Origin of the sequence: Hymenobacter plasmatis, from assembly GCF_020711255.1 — a bacterium.
GTDB lineage: Bacteria > Bacteroidota > Bacteroidia > Cytophagales > Hymenobacteraceae > Hymenobacter.
On sequence record NZ_JAJFAW010000008.1, the window covers coordinates 1 to 23,056 of the forward strand.

19 protein-coding genes are annotated in these 23,056 nt (G+C 60.4%); 12 read left to right on the forward strand and 7 right to left on the reverse strand.

Going from position 1 to position 23,056, the window contains the following annotated elements:
• Positions 1-235: 235 nt before the first annotated feature.
• The 3 genes from LJ738_RS07500 to LJ738_RS07510 all read left to right on the forward strand — a co-directional run bounded on the left by LJ738_RS07500 (position 236) and on the right by LJ738_RS07510 (position 3,959).
• Positions 236-1,093 (forward strand): energy transducer TonB, encoded by an 858-nt coding sequence (locus LJ738_RS07500; protein ID WP_227785697.1) that lies wholly within the window; start codon positions 236-238, stop codon positions 1,091-1,093.
• A gap of 123 nt (positions 1,094-1,216) precedes the next feature.
• Positions 1,217-2,674 carry an Asp-tRNA(Asn)/Glu-tRNA(Gln) amidotransferase subunit GatB gene (gene gatB / locus LJ738_RS07505; protein WP_227785699.1) on the forward strand — a complete coding sequence of 486 codons (1,458 nt, stop codon included), beginning with the start codon at positions 1,217-1,219 and terminating at the stop codon, positions 2,672-2,674.
• A gap of 154 nt (positions 2,675-2,828) precedes the next feature.
• Positions 2,829-3,959: a TlpA disulfide reductase family protein gene (locus tag LJ738_RS07510; protein WP_227785700.1), complete on the forward strand. Its 1,131-nt coding sequence runs from the start codon at positions 2,829-2,831 to the stop codon at positions 3,957-3,959.
• Between the two features lie 96 nt (positions 3,960-4,055).
• Here the strand turns inward: LJ738_RS07510 and LJ738_RS07515 are convergent, their stop codons facing one another.
• From LJ738_RS07515 to LJ738_RS07530, 4 genes are all read right to left on the reverse strand, one after another.
• Positions 4,056-4,820 (reverse strand): hypothetical protein, encoded by a 765-nt coding sequence (locus LJ738_RS07515; protein ID WP_227785704.1) that lies wholly within the window; start codon positions 4,818-4,820, stop codon positions 4,056-4,058.
• A 51-nt stretch (positions 4,821-4,871) separates the two neighbouring features.
• Positions 4,872-5,390 (reverse strand): acyl-CoA thioesterase, encoded by a 519-nt coding sequence (locus LJ738_RS07520; RefSeq protein ID WP_068194954.1) that lies wholly within the window; start codon positions 5,388-5,390, stop codon positions 4,872-4,874.
• A gap of 169 nt (positions 5,391-5,559) precedes the next feature.
• Complete coding sequence (locus LJ738_RS07525) at positions 5,560-7,755, reverse strand: M43 family zinc metalloprotease (RefSeq protein ID WP_227785705.1); 2,196 nt, start codon at positions 7,753-7,755, stop codon at positions 5,560-5,562.
• Positions 7,756-7,959: 204 nt separating this feature from the next.
• Positions 7,960-8,574 carry a protein-L-isoaspartate(D-aspartate) O-methyltransferase gene (locus tag LJ738_RS07530; protein WP_302716795.1) on the reverse strand — a complete coding sequence of 205 codons (615 nt, stop codon included), beginning with the start codon at positions 8,572-8,574 and terminating at the stop codon, positions 7,960-7,962.
• A gap of 207 nt (positions 8,575-8,781) precedes the next feature.
• Between LJ738_RS07530 and LJ738_RS07535 the strand changes: the two genes are divergently transcribed.
• From LJ738_RS07535 to LJ738_RS07565, 7 genes are all read left to right on the forward strand, one after another.
• Positions 8,782-10,203 (forward strand): sugar transferase, encoded by a 1,422-nt coding sequence (locus LJ738_RS07535; protein ID WP_227785706.1) that lies wholly within the window; start codon positions 8,782-8,784, stop codon positions 10,201-10,203.
• A gap of 158 nt (positions 10,204-10,361) precedes the next feature.
• Positions 10,362-11,519, forward strand: coding sequence for a tRNA 2-thiouridine(34) synthase MnmA (mnmA, locus tag LJ738_RS07540; protein ID WP_227785707.1), 1,158 nt, complete (start codon positions 10,362-10,364; stop codon positions 11,517-11,519).
• A gap of 30 nt (positions 11,520-11,549) precedes the next feature.
• Positions 11,550-12,365, forward strand: coding sequence for a hypothetical protein (locus tag LJ738_RS07545; RefSeq protein WP_227785708.1), 816 nt, complete (start codon positions 11,550-11,552; stop codon positions 12,363-12,365).
• A 72-nt stretch (positions 12,366-12,437) separates the two neighbouring features.
• Positions 12,438-14,105: a S8 family serine peptidase gene (locus tag LJ738_RS07550; RefSeq protein WP_227785709.1), complete on the forward strand. Its 1,668-nt coding sequence runs from the start codon at positions 12,438-12,440 to the stop codon at positions 14,103-14,105.
• A gap of 133 nt (positions 14,106-14,238) precedes the next feature.
• Positions 14,239-14,562, forward strand: coding sequence for a hypothetical protein (locus LJ738_RS07555; RefSeq protein ID WP_068194976.1), 324 nt, complete (start codon positions 14,239-14,241; stop codon positions 14,560-14,562).
• 111 nt (positions 14,563-14,673) lie between these two features.
• Positions 14,674-15,264: a riboflavin synthase gene (locus tag LJ738_RS07560; RefSeq protein ID WP_227785710.1), complete on the forward strand. Its 591-nt coding sequence runs from the start codon at positions 14,674-14,676 to the stop codon at positions 15,262-15,264.
• A gap of 63 nt (positions 15,265-15,327) precedes the next feature.
• The gene (locus tag LJ738_RS07565) at positions 15,328-15,528 is read left to right on the forward strand and encodes a hypothetical protein (protein WP_227785711.1); all 201 of its coding nucleotides are present in this window, start codon (positions 15,328-15,330) and stop codon (positions 15,526-15,528) included.
• Between the two features lie 88 nt (positions 15,529-15,616).
• Here LJ738_RS07565 and LJ738_RS07570 read toward each other — a convergent pair whose 3' ends face one another.
• Positions 15,617-16,192 (reverse strand): phosphatase PAP2 family protein, encoded by a 576-nt coding sequence (locus tag LJ738_RS07570; RefSeq protein WP_227785712.1) that lies wholly within the window; start codon positions 16,190-16,192, stop codon positions 15,617-15,619.
• On the reverse strand, positions 16,185-17,102 hold the full coding sequence (hemF, locus tag LJ738_RS07575) for an oxygen-dependent coproporphyrinogen oxidase (RefSeq protein ID WP_227785863.1): 918 nt from the start codon (positions 17,100-17,102) through the stop codon (positions 16,185-16,187). Before hemF ends, LJ738_RS07570 begins: the two co-directional genes overlap by 8 nt.
• Positions 17,103-17,253: 151 nt before the next feature.
• Here hemF and LJ738_RS07580 point away from each other — a divergent pair, with 151 nt between their 5' ends.
• On the forward strand, positions 17,254-19,446 hold the full coding sequence (locus LJ738_RS07580; protein WP_227785713.1) for an alpha-ketoacid dehydrogenase subunit alpha/beta: 2,193 nt from the start codon (positions 17,254-17,256) through the stop codon (positions 19,444-19,446).
• Positions 19,447-19,537: 91 nt separating this feature from the next.
• Here the strand turns inward: LJ738_RS07580 and tamL are convergent, their stop codons facing one another.
• Positions 19,538-22,234, reverse strand: a complete 2,697-nt coding sequence (gene tamL / locus LJ738_RS07585; protein WP_227785714.1) for a translocation and assembly module lipoprotein TamL — start codon at positions 22,232-22,234, stop codon at positions 19,538-19,540.
• On the opposite strand from tamL, the gene LJ738_RS07590 reads away from it, so the two are divergent.
• Complete coding sequence (locus LJ738_RS07590; protein ID WP_227785715.1) at positions 22,225-22,983, forward strand: TrmH family RNA methyltransferase; 759 nt, start codon at positions 22,225-22,227, stop codon at positions 22,981-22,983. The two genes, tamL and LJ738_RS07590, sit on opposite strands and share 10 nt — an antisense overlap.
• The last annotated feature ends 73 nt before the right edge of the window (positions 22,984-23,056 follow it).

The window sequence follows — 23,056 nt, forward strand, 5'->3', positions numbered from 1 at the left end:
CGAGACCAGCAGCGCCGAAGCAACGCTCTATTTATCCAGCATTCGACACCTTATCCGTAAATTTTAACAGGCTCTAAGCTACATAGGCCTTTGGAGCAATCTGGGGCAAGCAAAGAGGCGTCTTCATTTCATAAGCTTTGCCTCCCGATTTTCAGACTTACATAAATAATTTCCTGCTGAAAATCAGTACCTGAAAAGTACCTTGCCCTCAATTTATGCTACCCCATAATTGAAGGTGAAAAAACACGTACTTTCCTTCGGGCTTCTTATTGCTTGGTCCTTGGCTGGCCATGCCCAAACTCCAGCTCCTGGCGCTTTGCCCAAACCAGTGGCCAGCTTTTTCACAGAAAATTTCACGCCTACTAATTCCCAGGACTCCACCGCGTACTGCGCCGAAACCACATACCGCGACAGTGTATCGGGCGTCACCCGGGTGTTTTATCCGTCGGGGTATTTGAAGCAATTTGTGCCCTATGCCGACGTCAGGGAGCGCATTTTGTACGGCACGCTCACCACGTGGTATGAGAACGGTGTGATGCGCACCAAGGAGGATTACGTGGCGGGAAAGCGGCACGGCGAGCTGCTAACCTACTATCCGGACGGCACCCTCAAGCGGCGCGACCAGTACGTGAACGGCCGCTGTGGCGTGGGCACCTGCTACGGCCCCAATGGCGTTCAGGTCCCATATTTTACCTATGAGCAGCTGCCGCTTTACCCTGGTGGGGATATTTGGCTTATAGAAGAGCTGGCGCGTGGCGTCCGGCTCAGCTCGCAGGAATTAGATGCGATGCGGAAGGAAAGAGCGCGGATAATGCAGCCGGGGCAAATGAGCTTAAAGCGGGAGGTCTTGGTAGAGCTGCTGGTGGGCGAAGACGGCCGGGTTGCCAGTGCCAAAGTGGAGCGTTCGAACGCGGATTTTCTGAATAATGCCGCGCTCAGGTCAGTGGAGAATTTAAAGCGGCAGTTTGTGCCGGCCCGCCGCGATGGCGAGGTAGTGGTGTGCCACTACCTCGTGCCAGTCTCTTACACGATGGTAATGCCGTACCGGCCTCCATCGAATCCTCCGCCTGCTGCTCGATTGTATCGGCGTTAGAATGCTGCTTGAGCTGGGATTGGGCCGGGAGATGGCATGAGGCGCGCCGTTCTAATTCGGCGCGCACACCGCTACCCGTTACCTTTAGGGGCAAATAGCACTTAGTACCCCGCGTTTTTTGATATGGACGAAGCCATTCTTGCCAAATACCAGCCGGTCATCGGCCTCGAAGTACACGCTCAGCTCCTCACGCACAGCAAAATGTACTCGTCCGACGAAAACGAGTACGGCGTGGCGCCCAACACCAACCTCTCGGTGATTACCCTTGGCCACCCCGGCACCTTGCCCAAGGTGAACCGCACGGCCGTGGAGTTTGCCATGAAAATGGGCCTGGCCACCAACTGCCAGATTCGCCGCGACAACCTGTTTGCGCGCAAAAACTACTTTTATCCCGACCTGCCCAAGGGCTACCAGATTACCCAAGACAAAACGCCCATCTGCCACGACGGCCACGTAGACGTGCGCCTGGCCGACGGCACGGTGAAGAAAATTGGCGTCACCCGCATTCACATGGAGGAAGACGCGGGCAAGAGCATGCACCTGGCCGGCGAAACCGAAACCCTGGTGGACCTGAACCGCGCCGGCGTGCCCCTCATTGAGATTGTGAGCGAGCCGGATATCCGCACCGGCGAAGAAGCCTACAACTACTTGCTGGAAATCAAGAAGCTGGTGGAGTACCTCGGCATCTGCGACGGCAATATGGAAGAAGGCTCGCTGCGCTGCGACGCCAACATTTCGGTGATGCGCGTGGGGGCCGAGAAGTTTGGTACCAAGGTGGAGGTCAAGAACATGAACTCCTTCCGAAACGTGCAGCGCGCCATTGCCTACGAAGTGGAACGCCAGATTGCCATCGTGGAAGCCGGCGAGGAAGTCGACAGCGAAACCCGCGGCTTCGACGCCGCCAGCGGTACCACCACCGGCCAGCGCAGCAAAGAAACCCTCAACGACTACCGCTACTTCCCCGAGCCCGACCTGCCGCCGCTCATCATCTCCGACGAGTGGCTGCACCGCGTGGCCGCCGAGCTGCCGGCCCTGCCGCAGCAGCTCTACTCGCGCTTTACGGGCGAGCTGGGTCTGAACGACTACGACGCCTCGGTGCTGGTCGACCAGAAGGAAGTGGCTTTATTCTTTGATGAGCTTTCGCGCCTCACGCCCAACGCCAAGGCTGCGGCCAACTGGGTGATGGGCCCGGTGAAATCCTACCTCAACGAGCGTGCCCTCACCATGGCCGACTTCCCGCTCGACCCAGCTCAACTCGCGGGCATTATTGAGCTGATTGACGCCGGCAAGCTCAACTACTCAGTGGCATCCAAGCAGCTCTTCCCGCACCTGCTCGAGCACCCCACGGCCAACGCGACCGGCTCAGCCGAATGCCTGGGCTTGCTCACGCAGGCCGACAACGGCGAGCTGGCCACGCTGGTGCAGCAAGTGCTGGCCGCAAACCCGGCCAAGGTGGACGAGTACCGGGCGGGCAAAAAGTCGCTCACGGGCATGTTCATGGGCGAGCTCATGAAACTGACCGGTGGCAAGGCCGACCCCAAACTGGCCAACCAGCTGCTGCGCACGGCGCTCGATGGATAATTTATTTTTCTAATATTCGTTAGGGCTTTACCGTGTGTTTGCTACACGCCGGAGAGTTCAGCTTCGAGGTGGAAATGCCTGGAAACATACCGATTAACGCCTTGCGTTGGCTATTTTTACGCACATACTCACGCGGATGCTACACCCTACCACTATGATGAAATCTGTTTTCGTGGCCGCCACCGTGCTCGGCCTGGCCAACGGCTGTCAAAACGCGGTGGCCTCCGATGGCTATGAGGTAAGCGGCCAGCTCAAGAATGCACCGGCCGGTACCGTTATCCATCTTTCTGAGCTGGTGGCCAACCAGTTTGTGGAGAAAGGCCAAGCCAAAACGGATGCTTCGGGTAAATACACCTTCAAGGGGACCAGCGCCACGCCCAGCGTGTTCCAGCTGAAGGTAGACGACGCCAACCAAGTGCTGCTCATGCTCGATAACAAATCGCATGTGCAGCTCAACGGCGACGCCAAAAGCCTGGCCGCTACCTATACCGTGAAGGGCAGCAAAGACAGCGAAGTGCTGCAGCAGCTCATCCAGGTAATGCAGGGCACCAAGTCGGAGCTTGAAGGCCTTGGCCAGCGCTACAACGCGGCCGGCCAGGCCGGCAAAGCCGATGAGATGAAGGCCATCGAGAAGCAGTACTACGTGATTCAGGGAAGCAACAACGCCAAGATTAAAAGTGTAATTCGGCATAACGCCACGGCCGTGGTGGGCGGTTTTGCGGTGGGCGCATTCCTCAATCCGGATGAAGAGTTCCAGTTTGCCGATTCTATTGCCACCATTCAGCGCAAAGTCAACCCCAATTCGCCTTTCACGAAGGACCTGACGGCCCGGCTCGAGCCCATGCGGGCAACGGCCTCGGGCGCCTTGGCCCCGGAAATCAACCTGCCCAAGCCCGATGGCGGCACGCTGGCCCTGAGCAGCCTGCGCGGCAAATACGTGTTGCTCGATTTCTGGGCGAGCTGGTGCGGCCCTTGCCGCCAGGAAAACCCCAACGTGGTAAAGGCCTATAATCAGTTCAAGGACAAAGGCTTTACCATCTATTCCGTGTCGCTGGACCAAGACAAGGCCAAGTGGCAGAAAGCCATCGAGTCCGACGGCCTGACCTGGAACCACGTATCGGACCTGGCGGGCTGGAACAGCGTGGGCGGCGCGGCCTATGGCGTGAAGTCCATTCCGCAATCGTTCTTGATTGACCCGCAAGGCAAGATTATCGCCAAGAACCTGCGTGGGGAAGCCCTGGCCGCCAAACTGGCCGAAGTGCTCAACAAGCCGGCTGTGAAATAGTCAGTCTTATTTTAAAACACAAAGGCCCCGTCTGCAAAGAGACGGGGCCTTTGTGTTTTAAAGAATTTACGCCTCGGCCGGGTGAGCTTACGCGGATTAGCCTGCGTTGCCAAACATGCGCTGCAGGCCGGGCCAGAGTCGTTTTTTCAAGCTCACATCGTATTCCACCAGGTCGACGGTGGCCGAGGCCAGATAGGAGAGGTTGAGGCTGGGGAACAGCACGGGCTCGTATATCTGGGTGTTGCGGATGGTGCTGTCGAGGAGGTTCTTGCCGAAGGCAATGATGTGGGTGGCCGCCAGCTCGCGCCGCAGGTTCACCAGCGCCACCGGCAGGTCGGACTCCACATTTACGAGGACCACATCGGCCATCACGAAGCCCAGCGCCTGCAGCATCTTGTTCAAGAAAACGTTGCGATGCAGCTTCACAAACTGCTCCTGCGGCAGCCGAAACAGCAGCACCACGCCCTGGGCGTTGTCGCCGAGGGTGGTGAAGCGGGTGAGCATCACGGGCGGCACGGCGGGGGCAGCCGCTGGCACGGGAGCCTGAGCTATGGGCGACACCGGGTTGCGCGCCGCCACGGGAGCAGGAGCCCGTTGGGCTGGCTCAACTGCAGGCTCGGGCGCTAGAATGGGCGGCGTAATCCCGGCCGCTAAGCGCTCCAGGCCGGCGGAGGGCTGACTGTAAGACTTGGATGGCACCACCACTTCACGCACCGGTTTTATAGGCGCGGGCGCGGGCTGCTGCACCGGCTTTTCTTCGGCCGCCGGTGGCGCCTCCGCAGCGGGGGCGGACTCTACGGGCATATAGAGCGTTACGTCCGTGTAGAAGTTTTGCAGAAAGGCCAGCTTTTCAGCAGACATGGCAGCGAAAATAAGTGAGCGATGAAGGTATCAAAAAAGCGTGAAATTGAGCTATTCCAGCGCAAATAAGGCCTTGAGTTCTTCGGCTTCGGCGGGCTTCATGCGGCCTGCCAGCACGAGGCGGAGCTGGCGGCGGCGCAGGGCACCGTCGTAGAGGTGGATTTCCTCCTGGGTGGTGGGCACGGCTTCGGGCACGTCGATGGGCCGGCCGGCCTGGTCCACGGCCACAAAGGTGAAAAAGGCTTCGTTGGTCTTGAGTTTGGTGCCGCTGGGAATGTCTTCGGCCCAGACATCGATGTGGACTTCCATGCTGGAGTTGAAAGCGCGCGTGACCTGGGCTTGCAGCGTGACCACATTGCCGAGCCGAATGCTGTCGCGAAACGACACGTTGTCGACCGACGCCGTGACCACAATGCGGTTGGAATGCTTCTGGGCGGAGATGGCGGCCGCAATGTCCATGAGGTGCATCATGCGGCCTCCCATCAGGTTGTTCAGGGTATTGGTGTCGTTGGGGAGCACCAGCTCGGTCATGATGACGAACGAGTCGGCGACGGGTTTTTGCTTGCGCATCGGCGAATGGGAAGGGTCGAAAACTAGAGTGCTGCTCCGGAATAAGCTCCCGAGTGCAGGGATGCAAAGGTACGGCCCGGCCCTGGGCGAAATCCCCGGGCAACAAGAAAGCCCCGGCTGTTGGCCGGAGCTTTTTTGGTTTTGCAGGGAAATTGAGCTGATTCCTGGCTTAGTTCACCGTCAGTTTGCTGGTGTAGGTTTCGCCGTTGAGCGAAATGCGCACCACATACACGCCGGCCCGGAGCGCTCGCCCGGCCGTTTGCAGGGACAGGGATTGCGGGCCCGCGCCGTACATTTTGGTGGGCAGGTTCAGCACGTTGCGGCCCAACACGTCGGTCAAGCTTAGCTGCACCTGGGTGGTACCGGTCAGGTTGAGATGAACGGCGGTTTCGTTGGTGAGCGGGTTGGGGTATACGCTTATGCCGTGGTTGGCCAGGGCGTCGGCTTTAGTGGCCAGCGGCGCCGACACACGCAGGTTGTCCAAGTAGAAGCTGTTGCCCTGGGTGGTGCTATTCACCATTTGTAGGCGCACTTTAAACAAGCCGCTGCCCTGAAATTGAGCTGGAATGGGCACCACCAACTGCTGCCACTCGCTGCTGTTGGCGGGCACGTAGCCATCAATAGGAGTGAGGCCCTGGGTCGTGAGCTGCGTCACGTCCAGCACGGTGGGGCTCGACCAGTTCACGCCGCAGTCGTTGCTGAACGAGATGCGCAGCTGGTCGTTGGCGCCGGCCGAACGGAGGGCAAATGCGCGGGAGAAGCTCAATACCGCCGAGTTTGACACGCCCGACAAGTTGATATTGGGCGTGATGAGCGTAGTAACTGCCCCGGCGGGATAGCTGCGGTCGTTGACAACAAGATAGGCTGAGCCATCGGCGGCGGGCAAAGCGGCCTGCCACGCCCAGCGGAAATTGGAAGCGGTACCCGAACTGGTGGCACCCGTCACGATGTAGTTGCGCAGCGTTGGGGCATTGAACAGGTTGGGGAAGTTGGAGTTTTCAAACGACTCTGCGAAGGGGGCGGTTTCGCCACCAGAGGGGCCTTCTACCCGGATGTAGTCCGTCACGGTGCTGCTGCTGGTGCCGATGCTGTTGCTCACCGTTTCGGTCACGGGGTAGTAGCCAGCGGTGGGGTAGCTCACCGTCACGTTCTGGCCGGTAGCAGTGGAGGGGTTACCGCCGGGAAACGACCAGGTATAGGTGAGCGTACCGCCGGTTGAGCTAAAATTGGAGGAGTAGTCGCGCAGGCTCACGGTGGTGTTCACACACACGTTGGTGCTGGCCCCGGGTACCGCGGCAAAGGCGGCAATGGGAGCACAGTCGGGAGCGGCGTAGCCGTCGTTGGTGCCGGTAGCCACCAGGTTGGCCGGGGTAGTTAGGCCGGTGCGAATGGTGTTGAGCACGTCCCGCATCCGGGCTTTCTGCCCCTGGGTAAACATGGTGGGGCAAGTGGCGTAGTCCATGAAATTCTGCACGTTGGCCACATCGCCGCAGGGCGCATAGTTGAGGTTGCAGGAGAAGGTACCGTTGGTGGGTGGGGTGTCGGCCACGAAGTCGGTATCGCTGCAATAGCCGGGCACTTCGGGGTTATTGTTGCCACCCCAGGGGTGCAGCAGGCCGAAGTAGTGGCCAATTTCGTGGGTAGCGGTGCGGCTTAGGGCGCGCGTGGGGTTGCTGGTGCCCTGGTTGCCAAACCAATCGCCGCGCACCACAAAGCCATCGCGCGTGGCCGTCGAGTTCTGGGGCAGGTTGGAATAGCCCAACACGATGCCGCCCCCGGCGGTGGGCGTGCCGATGCTGCCTACCACCCAAATGTTGAGGTAGCGGTTGCGGTCCCAAACCGATACGGCCTGCACCGCGCCGCTATAGTCGTCGTTGGTGAGGCTGGGGGCGTAGTGCCGGGTGATGCCCGTGGTGCAGTTGCCGTTGGGGTCTTTCTTGGCCAGCCGAAACTGGAAGCCCAGCGAAGCGGCAATCGGCCGGAACTGCGCCAATGTATTGGCCGTGTCGCCGTTCTGCTTCTGGTAGTCGAGGTTGAGCTGCTCGATGGCGCTGTAAATCTGCCGGTCGCTGATGTTGTCGGTTCCGCCAGAGTGAATAACGTGGACCACCACCGGGATGGTCACGTCGGGCGAGCTAGTGCCGGCGGTGCTGCGCTGAACTATCTGCTCCCTGGCCTCGAGCTTTCGATAGAGGGCCTTTTGGGCCTCGGCGGCATCCGGGTGCTGGGAAAAGTAGCGCTCCTGTTCTGCCACGGCGCCGCACCAGTTGCGGCCACGCTCATCGGCCATGCTTTGGGCAGTGGCACCTAGGCTAACCAGGGCCATGGCCGCCGTGAGCAGCGAGGGTAAAATTCTTTTCAGCATGGAATAATAAAGTGAGGAAGCAGAGAGAAGCCAGGCTAACCTGGGCCAATACCGGAAAATTTGAAACAAGGACGTCAAATTTACTATGAAAAGTGCCGGAATTCAACCCTTAAAGTGGTAAGGTTCAGGCCAAGAAATCTTTTCTTGCACGTCCAACGCACGGCTGGCTTTCGCAGTTCAATCCGGTTGCTTTGCAGGCCCGGTTTACTTGGTTTGCCACCCGCTGGCGCCGCGCAGCGGCACAAACCGGAACTCTTCGAACTCCTCGCGCACGAAGGTTTCGGGGCCTTCGCGGGTTACGCGCACCATGCGCTGGGTGTGGTTGCCGCCCACCGGAATCACCAGCCGGCCGCCCACGCGCAGCTGCCGCAGCAGGGCCGGGGGCAGCCCCGGGGCCCCGGCCGTCACTAAGATGCCATCGAACGGCGCCCGCTCCGGCAGCCCCACCGAGCCATCGCCGCAGTGCAGCCCCGCCCCATTGGCCCCCAGCAAAGCCAGCCGCTGGCGGGTGCGGGCAAACAGGATTTCGTTGAACTCTATGCTGTCGAGGTGGGGCGTGAGGCGCAGCAGCACGGCGCACTGGTAGCCCGAGCCGGTGCCCACTTCCAGCACGCGGTCGGTGGGCTGCACGCCCAGCAGCTGGGTTTGGTAGGCCACGGTGTAGGGCTGCGAAATGGTTTGGCCCTCGCCGATGGGAAACGCTTTGTCCTGGTAGGCGTGCGCTTCGAAAGCGGGCTCGAAAAACAAATGGCGCGGCACCGCGGCCAGCGCCGCCAGCACCCGCTCGTCGTGAATGCCGCGCTGGCGCAGCTCGCGCACCAGCCCGCGCCGCAGTCCCTGGTGTCGGTATGTGTCCTTAAGCGGTGTAATAGCGGATATTTATTTTAGAATAAAAAGATAATCCCATGCCACCGAATTTTACCGGAGGGCAATTGCAAGGTCGGCCCAACAACTTCCGGCAAGCCCTACCTTTGGCCCGGGCCTGACCCTTCGACAGGCCGCGAAAATACTACCTAGAACGCCGTTTTGCAGCTAATCCGCCGCTTCCAATACATCAAGCTCATCGCCGCCGACTTTGGGGCGGCTCTGGTGGCATGGATGTGTTTTTACCTCGTGCGCAAATATTTGCTCAACGAGCTCACCGGCTACCGTTTCACCGAGGGCGTGCTCTTCGACCTCACCGGCTCGGCGATGTTCATCGCAGTGTTCTGGACCGTGCTCTACAGCCTCGTGGGCGAGTACCGCGATATCTACCGCAAGTCGCGCCTGGCCGAAATCCTGCGGTTGGCGCAGGTTTCGGCGCTGGGGGCGGTGGTTATTTTCTTCACCCTGCTGCTCGACGACCAGGGCGTGGTGAACTATCGGGCCTACTATAAAACCTTCACGGCGTACTACCTGCTGCACTTTTTTATCACAGGCTTCCTGCGAACCTGGGCCGTGACCAGCGTGCAGCGCCAGATTCGCAACGGCCGCATCTTCTTCCCCACGCTGCTGGTGGGCTCTAATGTGCTGGCGCTGCATACGTTCCACGAGCTGGCCCGCACGAGCAGGCACCTGGGCTTACGCATCGTGGGTTTCGCGCCCGTGGGCGATACAATCGACCCGCGCCTGGCGGCCGAACTGCCCACGCGCGGCTCCTACCGGCGCCTGCGGGCATTGGTGCGGGCCCTCAAAATTGAGCAGGTCGTCATTGCCATCGAGCCCAGCGAGCACCGCCAAATTGAAGATATTCTGGCACTGCTCGAAGGCACTACGGCCCGGGTGAGCATCCTGCCCGACCTGTACCAGATGCTGCTGGGCTCGGTGAAAGTGCACCACTTGTTTGGCACCCCGCTGATTGAAATCAAGCAGGACCTGCTGCCGGTATGGCAGCAAGTGCTGAAGCGGGCCATTGATATCCTGGGCTCGGCGCTGTTTATGCTGCTGGCATGCTGGGTGTATGCGTTCACGGCCCTAATGGTGAAGCTGTCGTCGCCGGGCCCGGTATTTTACCGGCAGGACCGGATTGGGATAAACGGCCACCCGTTCCGCATTATTAAGTTTCGCTCCATGTTTGTGGACGCCGAGAAGCTGGGCCCCTCGCTGAGCTCTGACAATGACCCCCGCATTACGAAGTGGGGCCGCTTTATGCGCAAGGTGCGCCTCGATGAGCTGCCGCAGTTCTGGAACGTGCTCAAGGGCGACATGAGCATCGTGGGGCCGCGCCCGGAGCGCCAGTTTTTCATCGACCAGATTGTCAAAATCGCGCCGCATTACCGCCACCTGCACCGCGTGCGCCCGGGCCTGACATCGCTGGGGCAGGTGAAATACGGCTACGCCGAAACCGTGGAGCAAATGGTAGAACGGCTCAAATTCGACATTCTCTATATCGAAAATATGAGTTTGGCGATGGATTTTCGGGTGGTACTCTACACCCTGAAAATCATCCTGGAAGGCCGGGGAAAGTAGAACGCTGCGCTTAATGAAGAATTGAGAATGAAGAATTAGGAATTGGTCGTTGGGCTAATTTTTCATTCCTAATTCTCAATTCTTCATTACGCGCAGCGTCAGGTACCTTTGCGGTTGCCAGCCGGAACCATTCAAGTCCCGGGTGAATTGCACCACCTATGAATACCGAAATAAAAGGACGGGTACTAGTCGCGATGAGCGGCGGAATTGACTCAAGTGTGGCCGCTGTGCTGCTGCACGAACAAGGCTACGAAGTGGTCGGCATGACCATGAAAACCTGGGATTACGCCAGTGCGGGCGGGTCCAAAAAAGAAACCGGCTGCTGCTCGCTCGACAGCATCAACGATGCCCGCGACATTGCCGTGCAGCTCGGTTTCCCGCACTACATCATCGACATTCGGGATGAGTTCGGCGACTTTGTCATCGACAACTTCACCGACGAATACCTCGCTGGCCGCACGCCCAATCCCTGCGTGCTCTGCAACACCCACATCAAGTGGGATGCGCTGCTGCGCCGGGCCGACCAATTGGGCTGCCAGTTTATTGCCACCGGCCACTACGCCAACATCCGCAAGGACGCCGAAACCGGTCGTTTTGTGGTGAGCAAAGGCCTGGACGAAAACAAGGACCAAAGCTATGCGCTCTGGGGCGTGAGCCAGGAGAGCCTGAGCCGCACGCTGTTCCCGCTGGGCGGCATGCGCAAAACCGAAATCTATGACGAGGCCCGCCGGCGCGGTTTCAACGAGCTGGTGAACAAGCCCGAAAGCTACGAAATCTGCTTTATTCCGGACAACGACTACCGGGGCTTCCTGCGCCGGCGCGTGCCGGGCCTGGAGGCCCGCGTGGCCGGCGGCAACTTCGTGACCAAAAACGGCCGCGTGATTGGCAAGCACGAAGGCTACCCGTTCTACACCATTGGGCAGCGCAAGGGCCTGGGCGTGGCGTTGGGCTACCCCGCGTTCGTGCTCGAAATTCGCCCCGATACCAACGAAGTGGTGCTGGGCAACTACGAGGAGCTGGCCAGCACGGCCACCGTGGTGGGCAAGCTGAACATGGGCAAGCTGGCCTCGCTCGAGGGCCGTGGCCTGGTGCCGGCCGTGGTAAAAGTGCGCTACAACCACGACGGCGCCTCTGCGTTTCTGGAAGAAGTAGACGGCAAAATCCGGGTGTATTTCGAAGAGCCGGTGCACGCCATCACCCCCGGCCAGGCCGCTGTATTCTATGACGGCAACGACGTACTGGGCGGCGGCTGGATTGAGCGCCACGTAATCGGCGAATTCCCCCTACCTTTTGCTGCCGTTGAGGCTAGTGTTTAAGTCTCTCCATTACTTCCTTTACCCGGATATATGCCTCGGATTTTATCGACTCTGAATTGGAATGTAGCGGCGTGCCGCGTTGGGCTGGCTGGTGTGGCCGTGGCCGTTGCCATGGGCTGCGCCAGCTGTAGCACCACCACCGAGCCCGCCCCCGAAACCGGCGTCGATTATTACCCTGTAGCCGTGGGCAACTTCTGGATTTACTCAGTAGTGGACACCACCTGGAGCGCCGCCTCCGGGCAGGGCTCGCAGCTGGTGGCCAGCGTGCCCACGCGCACCGTGTACCAGTTCCGGGAGAAAGTCACCGAAACCTTCACCGATGCGGCCGGCAAAACGGCTTACCGCCTGGTGCGCTCCAAGCTGGGGCCGGTGGGCACCACGTTTCAGGACGACAGCGTATTTGTGCTGAGCGCCACGCCCCAGTCCGTTGTTCTGAACCGCAACAACGCCCGCACCCTGGAGCTGATTTTCCCGGTGCGGGAAGGCCGGCTGTGGAACCTGAACGGCTACAACAACAACAGCAACGACACCATTACGGCCGAAACGCGGCGGTACAGCCTGGTGGGCAAGCCGTTTACCACGGCCGCTACTGCAGGTGCTCCGGCCAAGGCCTACGCCGAAACGCTCACAACCACCAACACTGGCACGGCTGCCGAGAATAGCCTGGTGAAGCGCACCGGCTACCAGCAGGTTTTTGCCAAAGGAGTGGGGCCAGTGTATCGGCACCGGTTTTCGTTCCTGCCTTATACCTACGTAGCTTCGACTGGAAACCAAGTGTATCCTCCCGGTTCATATTCCGTGGGCTTCTCGCGTACCGAGACCCTTATCGATTACGGCCCGCGCTAGGCGGGCTGCTTTTTTTCTTTTCAGGTAATACGGTCTAGAATGGTGCCCACAACTATTGGTAAATGGCTGTCTTTGGCTCTGGTAGCCGGCGCGCTGCAGGTATTGGCGGCAGCGCCGGTCGCGGCGCAAGGCACCGTGCGCCGCCATTTAATTTATTTCCGCGATAAGGCAGGCACCCCGTTCACCGTTGGCAAACCCGAGCAGTTTCTCTCGGCCCGGTCACTCGCGCGGCGTAGCCGGCAGGGCATTGCCATTCTGCCCCGCGACCTGCCCGTTAGCCCAACTTACGTGAGCCAGGTGCGGGGCGTGGCCGGCAGCCCGCAGGTGCTTTACACCTCGCGCTGGTTCAATGCCGCCGTGGTTTCCTGCGATTCTCTCACGCTGGGCCGTATCAAGGCCTTGCCCGCCGTGCGCAGTGCCGCCACGCTCAACCGCAGCTTCCAGCCCGTGGCTCCTACGCCGGCCCCTGTGCAGGTAACTGCGAATGCAGCCAGCAACCCGCAGACCAAACGCGCCCAATACGGCTCGGCTTATCGCCAGAATGAGCAGATTGGTGCGCTGGCCATGCACGAGGCCGGGTATCGCGGCGAAGGCATGCAGATTGCCGTTTTCGATGCCGGCTTCCCGGGTGTGGACCTTATTGCGGCCTTGCAGCCGCTGTACCAGGAAAAGCGCTTGGTGAGCACCCGCAACTTCGTGGATGGCGGCACCAGCGTGTACCAGCGCAGCAGCCACGGCACCAATTGCCTGTCGGCAATGGCCGGCAACCAGACCGGGTTCTACATAGGCAGCGCTCCCAAAGCCACCTTTCACCTCTGCATTACGGAGGACGTCAATTCCGAGCACCCCATCGAAGAAGCCAACTGGCTGGCCGCCGCCGAGTACGCCGATTCGGCGGGCGTGGACATCATCAGCTCTTCCCTGGGCTACACTACTTTCGACGCGCCCTCGAAATCTTACACCTACGCCGACATGAACGGCCGCACCGCCATTAGCTCGCGGGCCGCTACCATGGCCGCCCGGGTGGGCATTCTGGTGGTGAATGCCGCCGGCAACGAAGGCGACGACCCATGGCACTACGTTTCGGCGCCTGCCGATGCGGATTCCATTATGTCGGTAGGGGCCGTCGATTCGTTGGGCAACCACGCCAACTTCAGCTCCTATGGCCCCACGGCCGATGGGCGCATCAAGCCCACGCTCTCGGCCATGGGGCGCGCTTCGGCCGTGCTGGCTCCCAATGGGGCGGCTTTCCGGGGCAGCGGCACTTCCTATGCCTGCCCCATTCTGGCGGGTATGGTAGCCGGGTTCTGGCAAGCCAACCCCACGCTCACGGCCCAACAAGTAATCACAGCATTGCGCAGCACCGCCTCGCAGGCCTCCGCACCGGATAATGTACTGGGCTACGGCATTCCCAATTTCGTAAAGGCCTACAACGCCCAACACACCAGCGCCCCGCTCGACCCAAACGGCCAGCTGCCCGGCGATGGCGACGCCCTGACGCTGTTTCCAAATCCCACCGGCGACGGACCCGTTATGCTGTTCTTGCCCTCGCCGATGCGCGGCCAGCCTTTGCTGGTGCGCGTGGTAGATGCGCGCGGCGCTCTGGTAGCTGAGCAGCAGCTGGCGGCGGTGGCAGGCAGCCGCACCCCGCTCCAGTTGGGCCGGTTGGCCAAGGGCGTTTACATCTGCGAAGTAAGCGCGGGCACTACCCGACGCTCGGTAAAATTTGTACAGCTCTAAGTGCAGATACATGCATAAAAAAAGGCGCTGAAAAGTGCCTTTTTTTATGCGCCTACCGTAATATATCAGCTTGTTTTAGAGGTCGATATTTCGTAATTTTAAACCGTAAATTAACCCCATTTTCTTGCAGTATATGTTGCAAATGATGATTTCCAAGCGCATCGGGCGCCGCCAGTTTCACTTCACCGTTCAAGGCAATAATTTCCACGAAACCGTAGCTGAATACGACCGGCTTAGCTTCCCCGACGTGCCCAACTGTGGCCTCTGCGGCTCCGATAATCTGGACCTGACCAGCCGCGTGGCCATGGACAAATTCAAGTACACTTCGGTGCGGTGCATGGACTGCCGCGCCGACTTAACCTTCGGCAAAACCCAAAAAGACGACCAGACCGTGTTTTTGCGCCGCCGCGAAGGCGGTGAGCTCGACTGGAAAGCCCTGGAAAAGGCCGACCGCTAATCATTCCACACCCTTTCTGGTTACTCAACACGAACGGCACCCTGGCCCCGGGGTGCCGTTCTTTGTGTAAGAAACCGTGGCAGCTGCCACCCATGTCTAAATCTGCAATACATGTTTACTGGAATTATTGAAGCCCTGGGCACCATTGTCGCCGTAGATACCCAAGGCAGCAACCGCCATTTTACCGTCGCCTCGCCCTTTGCCGCCGAACTGAAAATTGACCAGAGCGTGGCTCACGATGGCGTATGTCTTACCGTGGTGGCGGTGGATGCAGCGGCCGGGACCCACGTGGTAACGGCCATCGACGAAACCATGCGCGTGACCAACCTGAGCCAGTGGCAGCCCGGGCGCCACGTAAACCTGGAACGCTGCCTGGCCGCCACTGGCCGCTTCGACGGCCACATTGTGCAGGGCCACGTCGATGCCACCGCTACCTGCCTTAGCGTGACCGACCAGCAGGGGTCGTGGCTGTTCCGCTTCGGGCACGCGCCCGGCCCGGGACGCCTCACCGTCGAGAAAGGCTCGATTTGTGTGAATGGCACCAGCCTGACCTGCTTCGAAAGCACCGATGACGGCTTCACCGTTGCCATCATTCCCTACACCTACGAGCACACCAGCTTTCAGCAGCTGCAAGCGGGCGAAACCGTGAACCTGGAATTTGATATCGTGGGCAAATACGTGGCGAAGCTGCTGGGCAAATAGCCCGAAAACCTGGGCCGCATCCCTGCGTAGGATATATATCCTTCCACGTAACCAGATTTCAGCATGTCTAAGCGTGAATTAATTGAGCCCAACGAAGGCGATAAGCGGTACATTCGGCGCGATGAAGACGGCCAGATTGAGCAGTCCGTCGACCTGAACCGTTCCTTATCGCAAGACGATAAGCACAACTCCAGAAAGACCAGCAAACCCGGCCAAGGCGATAAAGGCGACGGCCACACGGGAAACCGGAAAGCTCCAAAGTAAAATCAGCTCAACAAACTGTAAAAAAGGCCTCACGGAATTTATCCATGAGGCCTTTTTCTATTTGCGGAAGTGAGGATTGAGGCTCAGCTCAAGTTGAAGATTTCAACGTGTGCGACCATCTTTGGTAGGCCGTTGCGGCTGCCCAGCCCAACAAGGCACCTACGGCGGCGCCGCCCAGTACATCGGTAGGGTAGTGAGCGCCGAGGTACATGCGGCTATAGGAGAGCAGGCCCGCCCACAGAAACACCGCCATCTTAGCTACCCGGAAACGACCCGCCGGCAGCACAATGGCCAGAAAAACAGCCAGGGCAAAGGAGTTGGCCGCGTGCGACGACAGAAATCCAAACTGGCCCCCACAGCCGTCGGGCAGGTGCAGTAGGGGCGCCAGGCCAGCGTCGTGGCAGGGGCGGGGCCGCGCAAAAAAAGGCTTAAACAAGCGGCTGGTGATGCTGTCTGCCAGCGTAATGGCCAGAATCAGCAGCGGCAGGAGCAGGATGGCCGGGCGCCGGAACAGGTAAATCAGCCCAATTATCAGCAGGCCATAAACCGGAAACCAAGTGTACCGGTCCGATGCCGTCACCATCAGCGCGTCCAAGGCTGGGGTGTGGGCCCGGTTGATAGCCAGGAGCAGCTCAACGTCGAGGGAGCGTAGGTACTCAAGCATGGGCCAGCCAGTCTACCCCCTTGCGCAGCCAGGCCAGCGTAGTGGCTTCCGGCGAGCCGGGGGCGGGTGGGGGGGGATTGTAAGCCCAGCCCGTGCGCGGCGGCAAGCTCATCAGGATGGACTCGGTGCGGCCGCCGGTTTCGAGGCCAAAGCGGGTGCCGCGGTCAAAGGCCAGGTTGAACTCGGCATAGCGGGCGCGGCGCAGTGTCTGCCAGTTTTCTTCGCGCTCGGTGAAGGGAAGCGCGTGGTTTTCGGCCATAAGCTCGGTGTAGAAGGGGCCGAACAGCTCGGCCACGTCCTGCACAAAACGGAACAGCTCCTCGGCCGAGCCGTCCTGGCCCACGGTCAGGCGGTCGAAAAAGATGCCGCCGACGCCGCGGGTTTCCTGGCGGTGGGGCAGAAAGAAATAGTCGTCGGCCCAGCGGGTGAATTTGGGGTAGTAAGCGGGGTTGTGGCGGTCGCACACTTCGCGCAGGCGCTGGTGAAAGCGGCGGGCCTGGGCTTCGTCCACGTAAATGGGCGTCAGGTCGATGCCGCCGCCAAACCAGGCTTCGCCATTGCCAGCCTCAAAATATCGCACGTTCATGTGGATGATGGGCACGCGAGGGCTGCGCGGGTGCAGCACCACGCTCACCCCGGTAGCATAAAAGGAAGGGTCGGGCATGTGCAGCTGCCGGGCGGCGGCTTCGCTCATCTGGCCCCACACGGCCGAGAACCCCACGCCGCCTTTTTCGAGGATGCGGCCATTTTCCAGCACTTTGGAGCGGCCTCCGCCACCGCCTTCGCGCTGCCAGGCATCGGTGAGAAAATGGGCGGGGCCGCCATCGGAGGCTTCGAGCTGCTGGCACAGACGCAGCTGAAAATCAGCGAGCCAGGTTTCTATTTCGGGGCGGATGGTAGGGGAGGGAATTGCAGGCACGAGAAGTTAACCGCCGGGGGCGCAGAAGATTTTGCGGAAACAATGCCGCCATTAGGGCCGAAGCTAGCGGGTGGGCATTGGCTCGGCAAAGATACGGGCGCGGGAGGGGCGTACTTTTGTGCTCCAAATTCCCACGCCGCTAATGTCTGAATACGCTGTTTCTGATACTGCCACCCCGGCCTCTACCCGCGTGACGGCCGCTGCTGCCGCGGCCGCCGCCGCTTTTGCAGCCCCTGCAACTGGTGCACCCTCTCCGGTTCTGGATAATGAACTCCTCAAGCGCGCTTATCAGCTGATGCACACGGCCGCCGCCATGGCCACGCTGTATGAAGAGGAAAAAGCAGTGGCCTCGCGCTATGTGCACGCCACCGCCCGCGGCCACGAGGCCGTGCAACTGGCCGCCGCGTTCCTGCTCCTGGAAACCGACTACGCCGCTCCCTATTACCGGGATGACGCTATGCTGCTAGGCCTGGGCCTGCGGCCCTACGAGCTGATGCTGCAGCTGCTAGCCAAAGCCGACGACCCCTTTAGCGGCGGGCGTACTTATTACTCGCATCCCTCGCTGCGGCGGGCGGGCATTCCGGTTATTCCGCACCAAAGCTCGGCCACAGGCATGCAGGCCATTCCGGCTACGGGTATGGCCCACGCCATTCATTATTTCGAGAAGCAGGGCCTCCGCATCGAGGCTCCGCAAGGGTTGAATAATCCGGGGGTGGAAGCCAGCCCACTGGTGCTCTGCTCCATTGGCGACGGGGCCATGACGGAGGGCGAAGTGTCGGAAGCGCTGCAAATGGCGGTGCTGCACCAATTACCCATCGTATACCTGGTACAGGATAACGATTGGGGCATCTCGGCCACGGGCCGCGAAATGCGCGCCATGAATGCTTTTGAATTTGCGGCGGGTTTCCCGGGCTTGCACCGCATGCAGGTAGATGGGGCTGATTTTGGGTCTTCCTACCAAGGGATGGCCGAGGCTTTCACCCACGTGCGGAGCCGCCGGGGGCCGGTGTTGGTGCATGCCAAATGCCCGCTTCTTGGCCACCACACCAGCGGGGTGCGCCGCGAATGGTACCGCAACGACCTGGCCGCCCACCAGGAGCAGGACCCCTTGCCGCGCCTGCACGCGCGCCTGCTCCAGGCTGGCTTTTTAGAAGCCGACCTAACGGCCCTAGCCACCGAGGCCCAGGCCACGGTGCGCGCCGACTGGCAGGCGGCAGTAGCGGCTCCCAATCCGGACCCGGCCACGTTTGCCGACCATGAGTTTGCGCCGGCTGCTGTTACCGCCGAAGCCGGTGAGCGCAGCCCCGCCGGCGCCGAAAAAGCCCTGATGGTGGATGCCGCCCTGCACGCCGTCGACGATATTTTGCGGGAGTTTCCCGAGGCCCTGTTTTATGGCCAGGACGTGGGCGGTGAGCTGGGCGGGGTTTTCCGCGAAGCGGCGCTGCTTGCCAAAAAGTACGGCGATGCCCGGGTGTTCAATACGCCCATACAGGAGGCCTACATTGTGGGCAGCACAGCCGGCATGGCGGCCGTGGGCGCCCGACCCATTGTCGAAATTCAGTTTGCCGATTACATCTGGCCCGCGCTCAACCAGCTGGTAGAGGAGCTGTCCAAATCCTGCTACCTGACCATGGGCAAGTTCCCGGTTTCGGCCCTGATTCGGGTGCCGATTGGGGCGTATGGCGGCGGCGGTCCCTACCATTCGGGCTCCATTGAAAGCACCTTGCTCACCATTCGAGGCATCAAAGTGGTGTACCCCAGCAACGCCGCCGACATGAAAGGGCTGATGCGGGCTGCCTTTCTCGACCCCAACCCGGTGGTGATGCTCGAGCACAAGGGCCTGTACTGGAGCAAAGTGTCAGGCACCGAAGACGCCAAAACCACCGAGCCGGCGACCGGTTACGTCATCCCCCTGGGGAAAGCGGCAGTGGCCCAGGCCGCCGACCCGGAAAAGCTGCGCCAAGGCGACACCGCCTTGGTTGTGACCTATGGCATGGGCGTGCATTGGGCTAAAGCCGCGAGCCGAGACTTCCCCGGGCAGGTCGAAATCCTGGATTTGCGTACCCTGAACCCCATTGATTTTGAGGCCGTGACCGAGGCCACCCGCCGCCATGGCAAGGTGCTGGTGCTCACTGAGGAGCCCCTGCTGAACAGCTTTGCCGAAAGCCTGGCCGGCCGTATTCAGCGGCAGTGCTTCCAGGTACTAGATGCCCCAGTATTCACCCTCGGCGCCGCCAACCTGCCGGCCATCGCCCTGAATGTGGAGCTAGAGCGGCAAATGCTGCCGAGCGCGGCAAAAGTCGCAGTGGCACTCGGCGAGCTGCTGGCATATTGAGCCGACATATAAAGGTGGAAAAGCAAGAAGGGGTAAATGAAGCGCAACGCTTCATTTACCCCTTCTTGCTTTTTTTAGACTCTTATTCGCCCTAGAATGGGTAGCCAATGCCTAAGTTGAAGGCGATTGGGTTGGCACTGGAATCGAAATTGCGCAGGGCCCATCTATCAGCGCCGGGGGCGGTGGGGTCGTAAATCTTGGTGGCAATATCCAGCCGTATGATAAGGAATGTAAAGTCGAAGCGAATTCCCATGCCGGAGCCAACGGCAATCTGCTTGTAAAAGGTATTGAGCTGAAATTGAGCACCCGGGCGGAGGTATTCGCCTTGCTTGCCTTTGCGCTCCTGCAGGCCCCACACGTTGCCAAAGTCAGTGAAGAAGGCCCCTTTGATAAAGCCATAAATCGGAAACCGGTATTCGGCGCTGCCTTCGAGCAGCAATTCGCCGGGTTGTTCGGTCAGGAAGTCGCGTACCACGCTGCCGTCTTTGGTGATGCGAGTCGGGCTATAGCCACCGGGGCCTAGTTTCCGAGGCTGCCAGGCCCGCAGGCTGGTGGAGCCACCTGCAAAGTAGGATTTGTCGTAGGGAATGATGTATTGCGGGTCATAGCCGGGTACTTCAGGGTCGTCGGTGCGGGTGAGGGCGTGCACTACCCCACCGTTGAGGCGCCACACGAAGAACGTGTTGGGGGTGAGGTGATGGTAGCGGCGATAATCAGCACTGAAGCGGGCAAAGTCATATACGTTGAGCCCCGTGCTGCTGAATAGATTATCCTTATACAGACCGCGGGTCAGGCCCCCTACCTCCACGAAAAGACGTAGGTACTTGGCGTCGCGGGTTTGGTTGAAATCGTTGGAGTTATAAAGCGAGGTGAAGCTCATACTTGGCTCAATCTGCTTGCTGAAAGAGCGGTATAGGGAAGAGCCGGTGGAGTCGCGCAACTGAATAAGCCGGGCTTTGAATAAATCGTCCTGTTTTATCGTGTTGACCAGGGTGATGACAACGGGCGAGAACACGTACTGGTGAAACAGAGAGCGTTGCCAGATGTAGTCGAAGGCAAACTCGAAGTTAGAACGTGTGTATTCGGGCCGTTGCACAAACGTTTCGGAAAGTGAAAGCCGCGTTTTGGGGTTGTAGCGGGTTAAAAAGCGGTTGGTGTTGAAAGGCACCAAAAACTGGGGCAGTACCAGCGCGGCGGTAGCCCCCAACTGCCGGGTGTATACCGACTCTGGAGTGTCTTTGCCCTCGGAGTCGGCTACGCGGGTCAGCTGGCCCTCGAGGCCGGCGCGCACGCCAAGCTCCAGCACCTCCGCCCCGCCGAAGGGGTTGCGGGTTTTGAGGCGCAGGTTGAGGAATGGACCCGCTTTGGTAGCAATATAAGTGCCGCCTACTTCGCTAGTTTCGGCGAATTTGGGGGCAGGCGACGCATTGATAACTGCTATGAGTTCGCCGGTAGGCGGGTGCACACCGGCGCTGTCGGCCGAGGGCAAGTCGGGCACCTTGCGGTAGTTCACGGTATTGAAGCGGAACATGTCCAGGTCGGCCAGTAGGTGCTGGGTTTGTATGGTGCGGTCGAGGCTGAACCGCTGGCCTGGGCGCACCATCACCTTGCGGGCCAAAAGCCGGGTGCTGTACTTCTGTTCGTAGGCGGCGAAGTGCACCGAATCCGTTACGACAGTATCGGTGCGCACGCCGAGGCTGGGGCGCCGGCGCTGGCCGGCCAGCGTGCCGGCGCGGCGCAGGGTATCGCCGGTGGCGGCCCGCAGGGTACGGCCCACGCCGGCATCGGTCACAAACCGCACTTGGCGCACCGAATAAACGCGGTGCCCCTGGCCCGGGGCCGGGTTGGCAATGAGAGTGCGCAGCCGCACCGTGAGAGGCTCGTAGCTGGTATCGGCTTCGAGGGTGATGTACTGCTGGCGGAAATCGTAGTAGCCCGCGTTTTTGAGCAAGGTTTCGAGGCGCAGGCGCTCGGCGCTAATCTGCTCCTCGTTGTATCGCTCGTTGTCGTGGAGCAGGGATTTGGCTTGCCCGTCGCGCACCACCTTAGCCACACCCGAGTCAGGAATGCTGGGCGGCTGGAGGCGGTAGCGGAAGGGTTGGTTCTCGATGATGTTGTAGGTGACCGTGACGCGACGATAGCGCTTGGCGGCATCCAGGGTGTCGGGTTTGCCCGGAAATATGGAGCCCACCGCCATCAGTGCTTTCAACACGATGCCCCGGCGGTATTGGGCGGTGTCGGTGGCCGTCACGCGCGCCCGGAAAAAGCCCTGGGTGCGCAGGTAAGTCGTCATTTGCTCTACTGACTTGCGCGTGAGGGCCGAGTCGTACACCGCCGGGGACTCGCCCAGGCGCATAATGGCGTTGCCCTTATCAAGGGCCAGCTGCTTGCGCTTAATCTTACGCTCGCGCTTTGCCAGTAGCTTGCCCAGCTTGGCCGAGTCCGTGCCGGCGGCTTTCAGCTGAGCATCGTAGCTGGTCTGGATTTCGAGCATCTTGCTTTTGATGCGCGCCGAATCGTAAAATCGGTGGCCCAACTGATAAATCCCTAGCTTGGGGAGGGGGAAGCGAGTGTTGGGATTTTGCTGGACAAGGGCCGTCAGCCGTTCTTTGTCGGCCTGTTCCACTCCCTTGAGCTCAACGCGGCTGAGCAGGCGCTGGCCGGGCCGCAGCAAACTGAACGGCGAGCACGCCGCCAACATCCACAGCCCCAGCACGGGCGCCATGCTCCAACTCAGCCAGCGCCCTGGCCGTAGCTTCGACGAATTCTTAGATAACAATGGTTTCAAAAGCACTTGGCAAATACGTGCAATCCCTGCACCAAAAAAAATACCGGCAACGCCACGGCGCCTTTCTGGTAGAAGGCGGCAAAAGCGTGTTGGAGCTGCTAAGTTCCGACCTGGAAACCGAACACGTGCTGGCGACGGCCGAGTTTGCCTCGACCCACCACGCGCACCTTTCCGATGGGCTGCCGCTTGCCATTGCCACCGAGTACGAATTGACGCAGCTGGGTACGCTGGCCACCAATACTACTGCGCTGGCCGTGGCCCGGCTGCCCGCTGAAAAACCTTTGCCTCCAACGCTACCCGAAGCGGGTTTGTTGTTGGCGCTCGACGAAGTGCGCGACCCCGGCAACCTGGGCACCCTGCTGCGACTGGCCGACTGGTACGGGCTGCCCGGCGTGGTGCTCAGCCCCGGCTGCGCCGACCCGTATTCGCCCAAGACTGTAGCCGCCACTATGGGTGCCTTTGCGCGGGTGCAGGTCTGGGAGCGCGACCTGGCAGAGTGGCTGCCCACGCTGCCGGCCGGTGTGGGGATTTTTGGGGCGGATTTGGAAGGCGACAACGTGCACCACATCAAGCTGCGCCCCGCCGGGGTGCTGGTGATGGGCAGCGAGTCGCACGGCCTCACTCCCTCGGTCGAAGCCTGCCTCACGCGCCGGCTGCACATCCCGCGCGGTGCGAAGGGCGGCGCCGAAAGCCTCAACGTTGCCATTTCAGCCGCCATACTGCTGGATAATTTCTTTCGCAATCAATAGCTAAGCCGCAGGGGGAAATTGAGCTGATTTTTATTTAGCTCAATTAATAAACCGGTTGGCTTACATGGTGAAA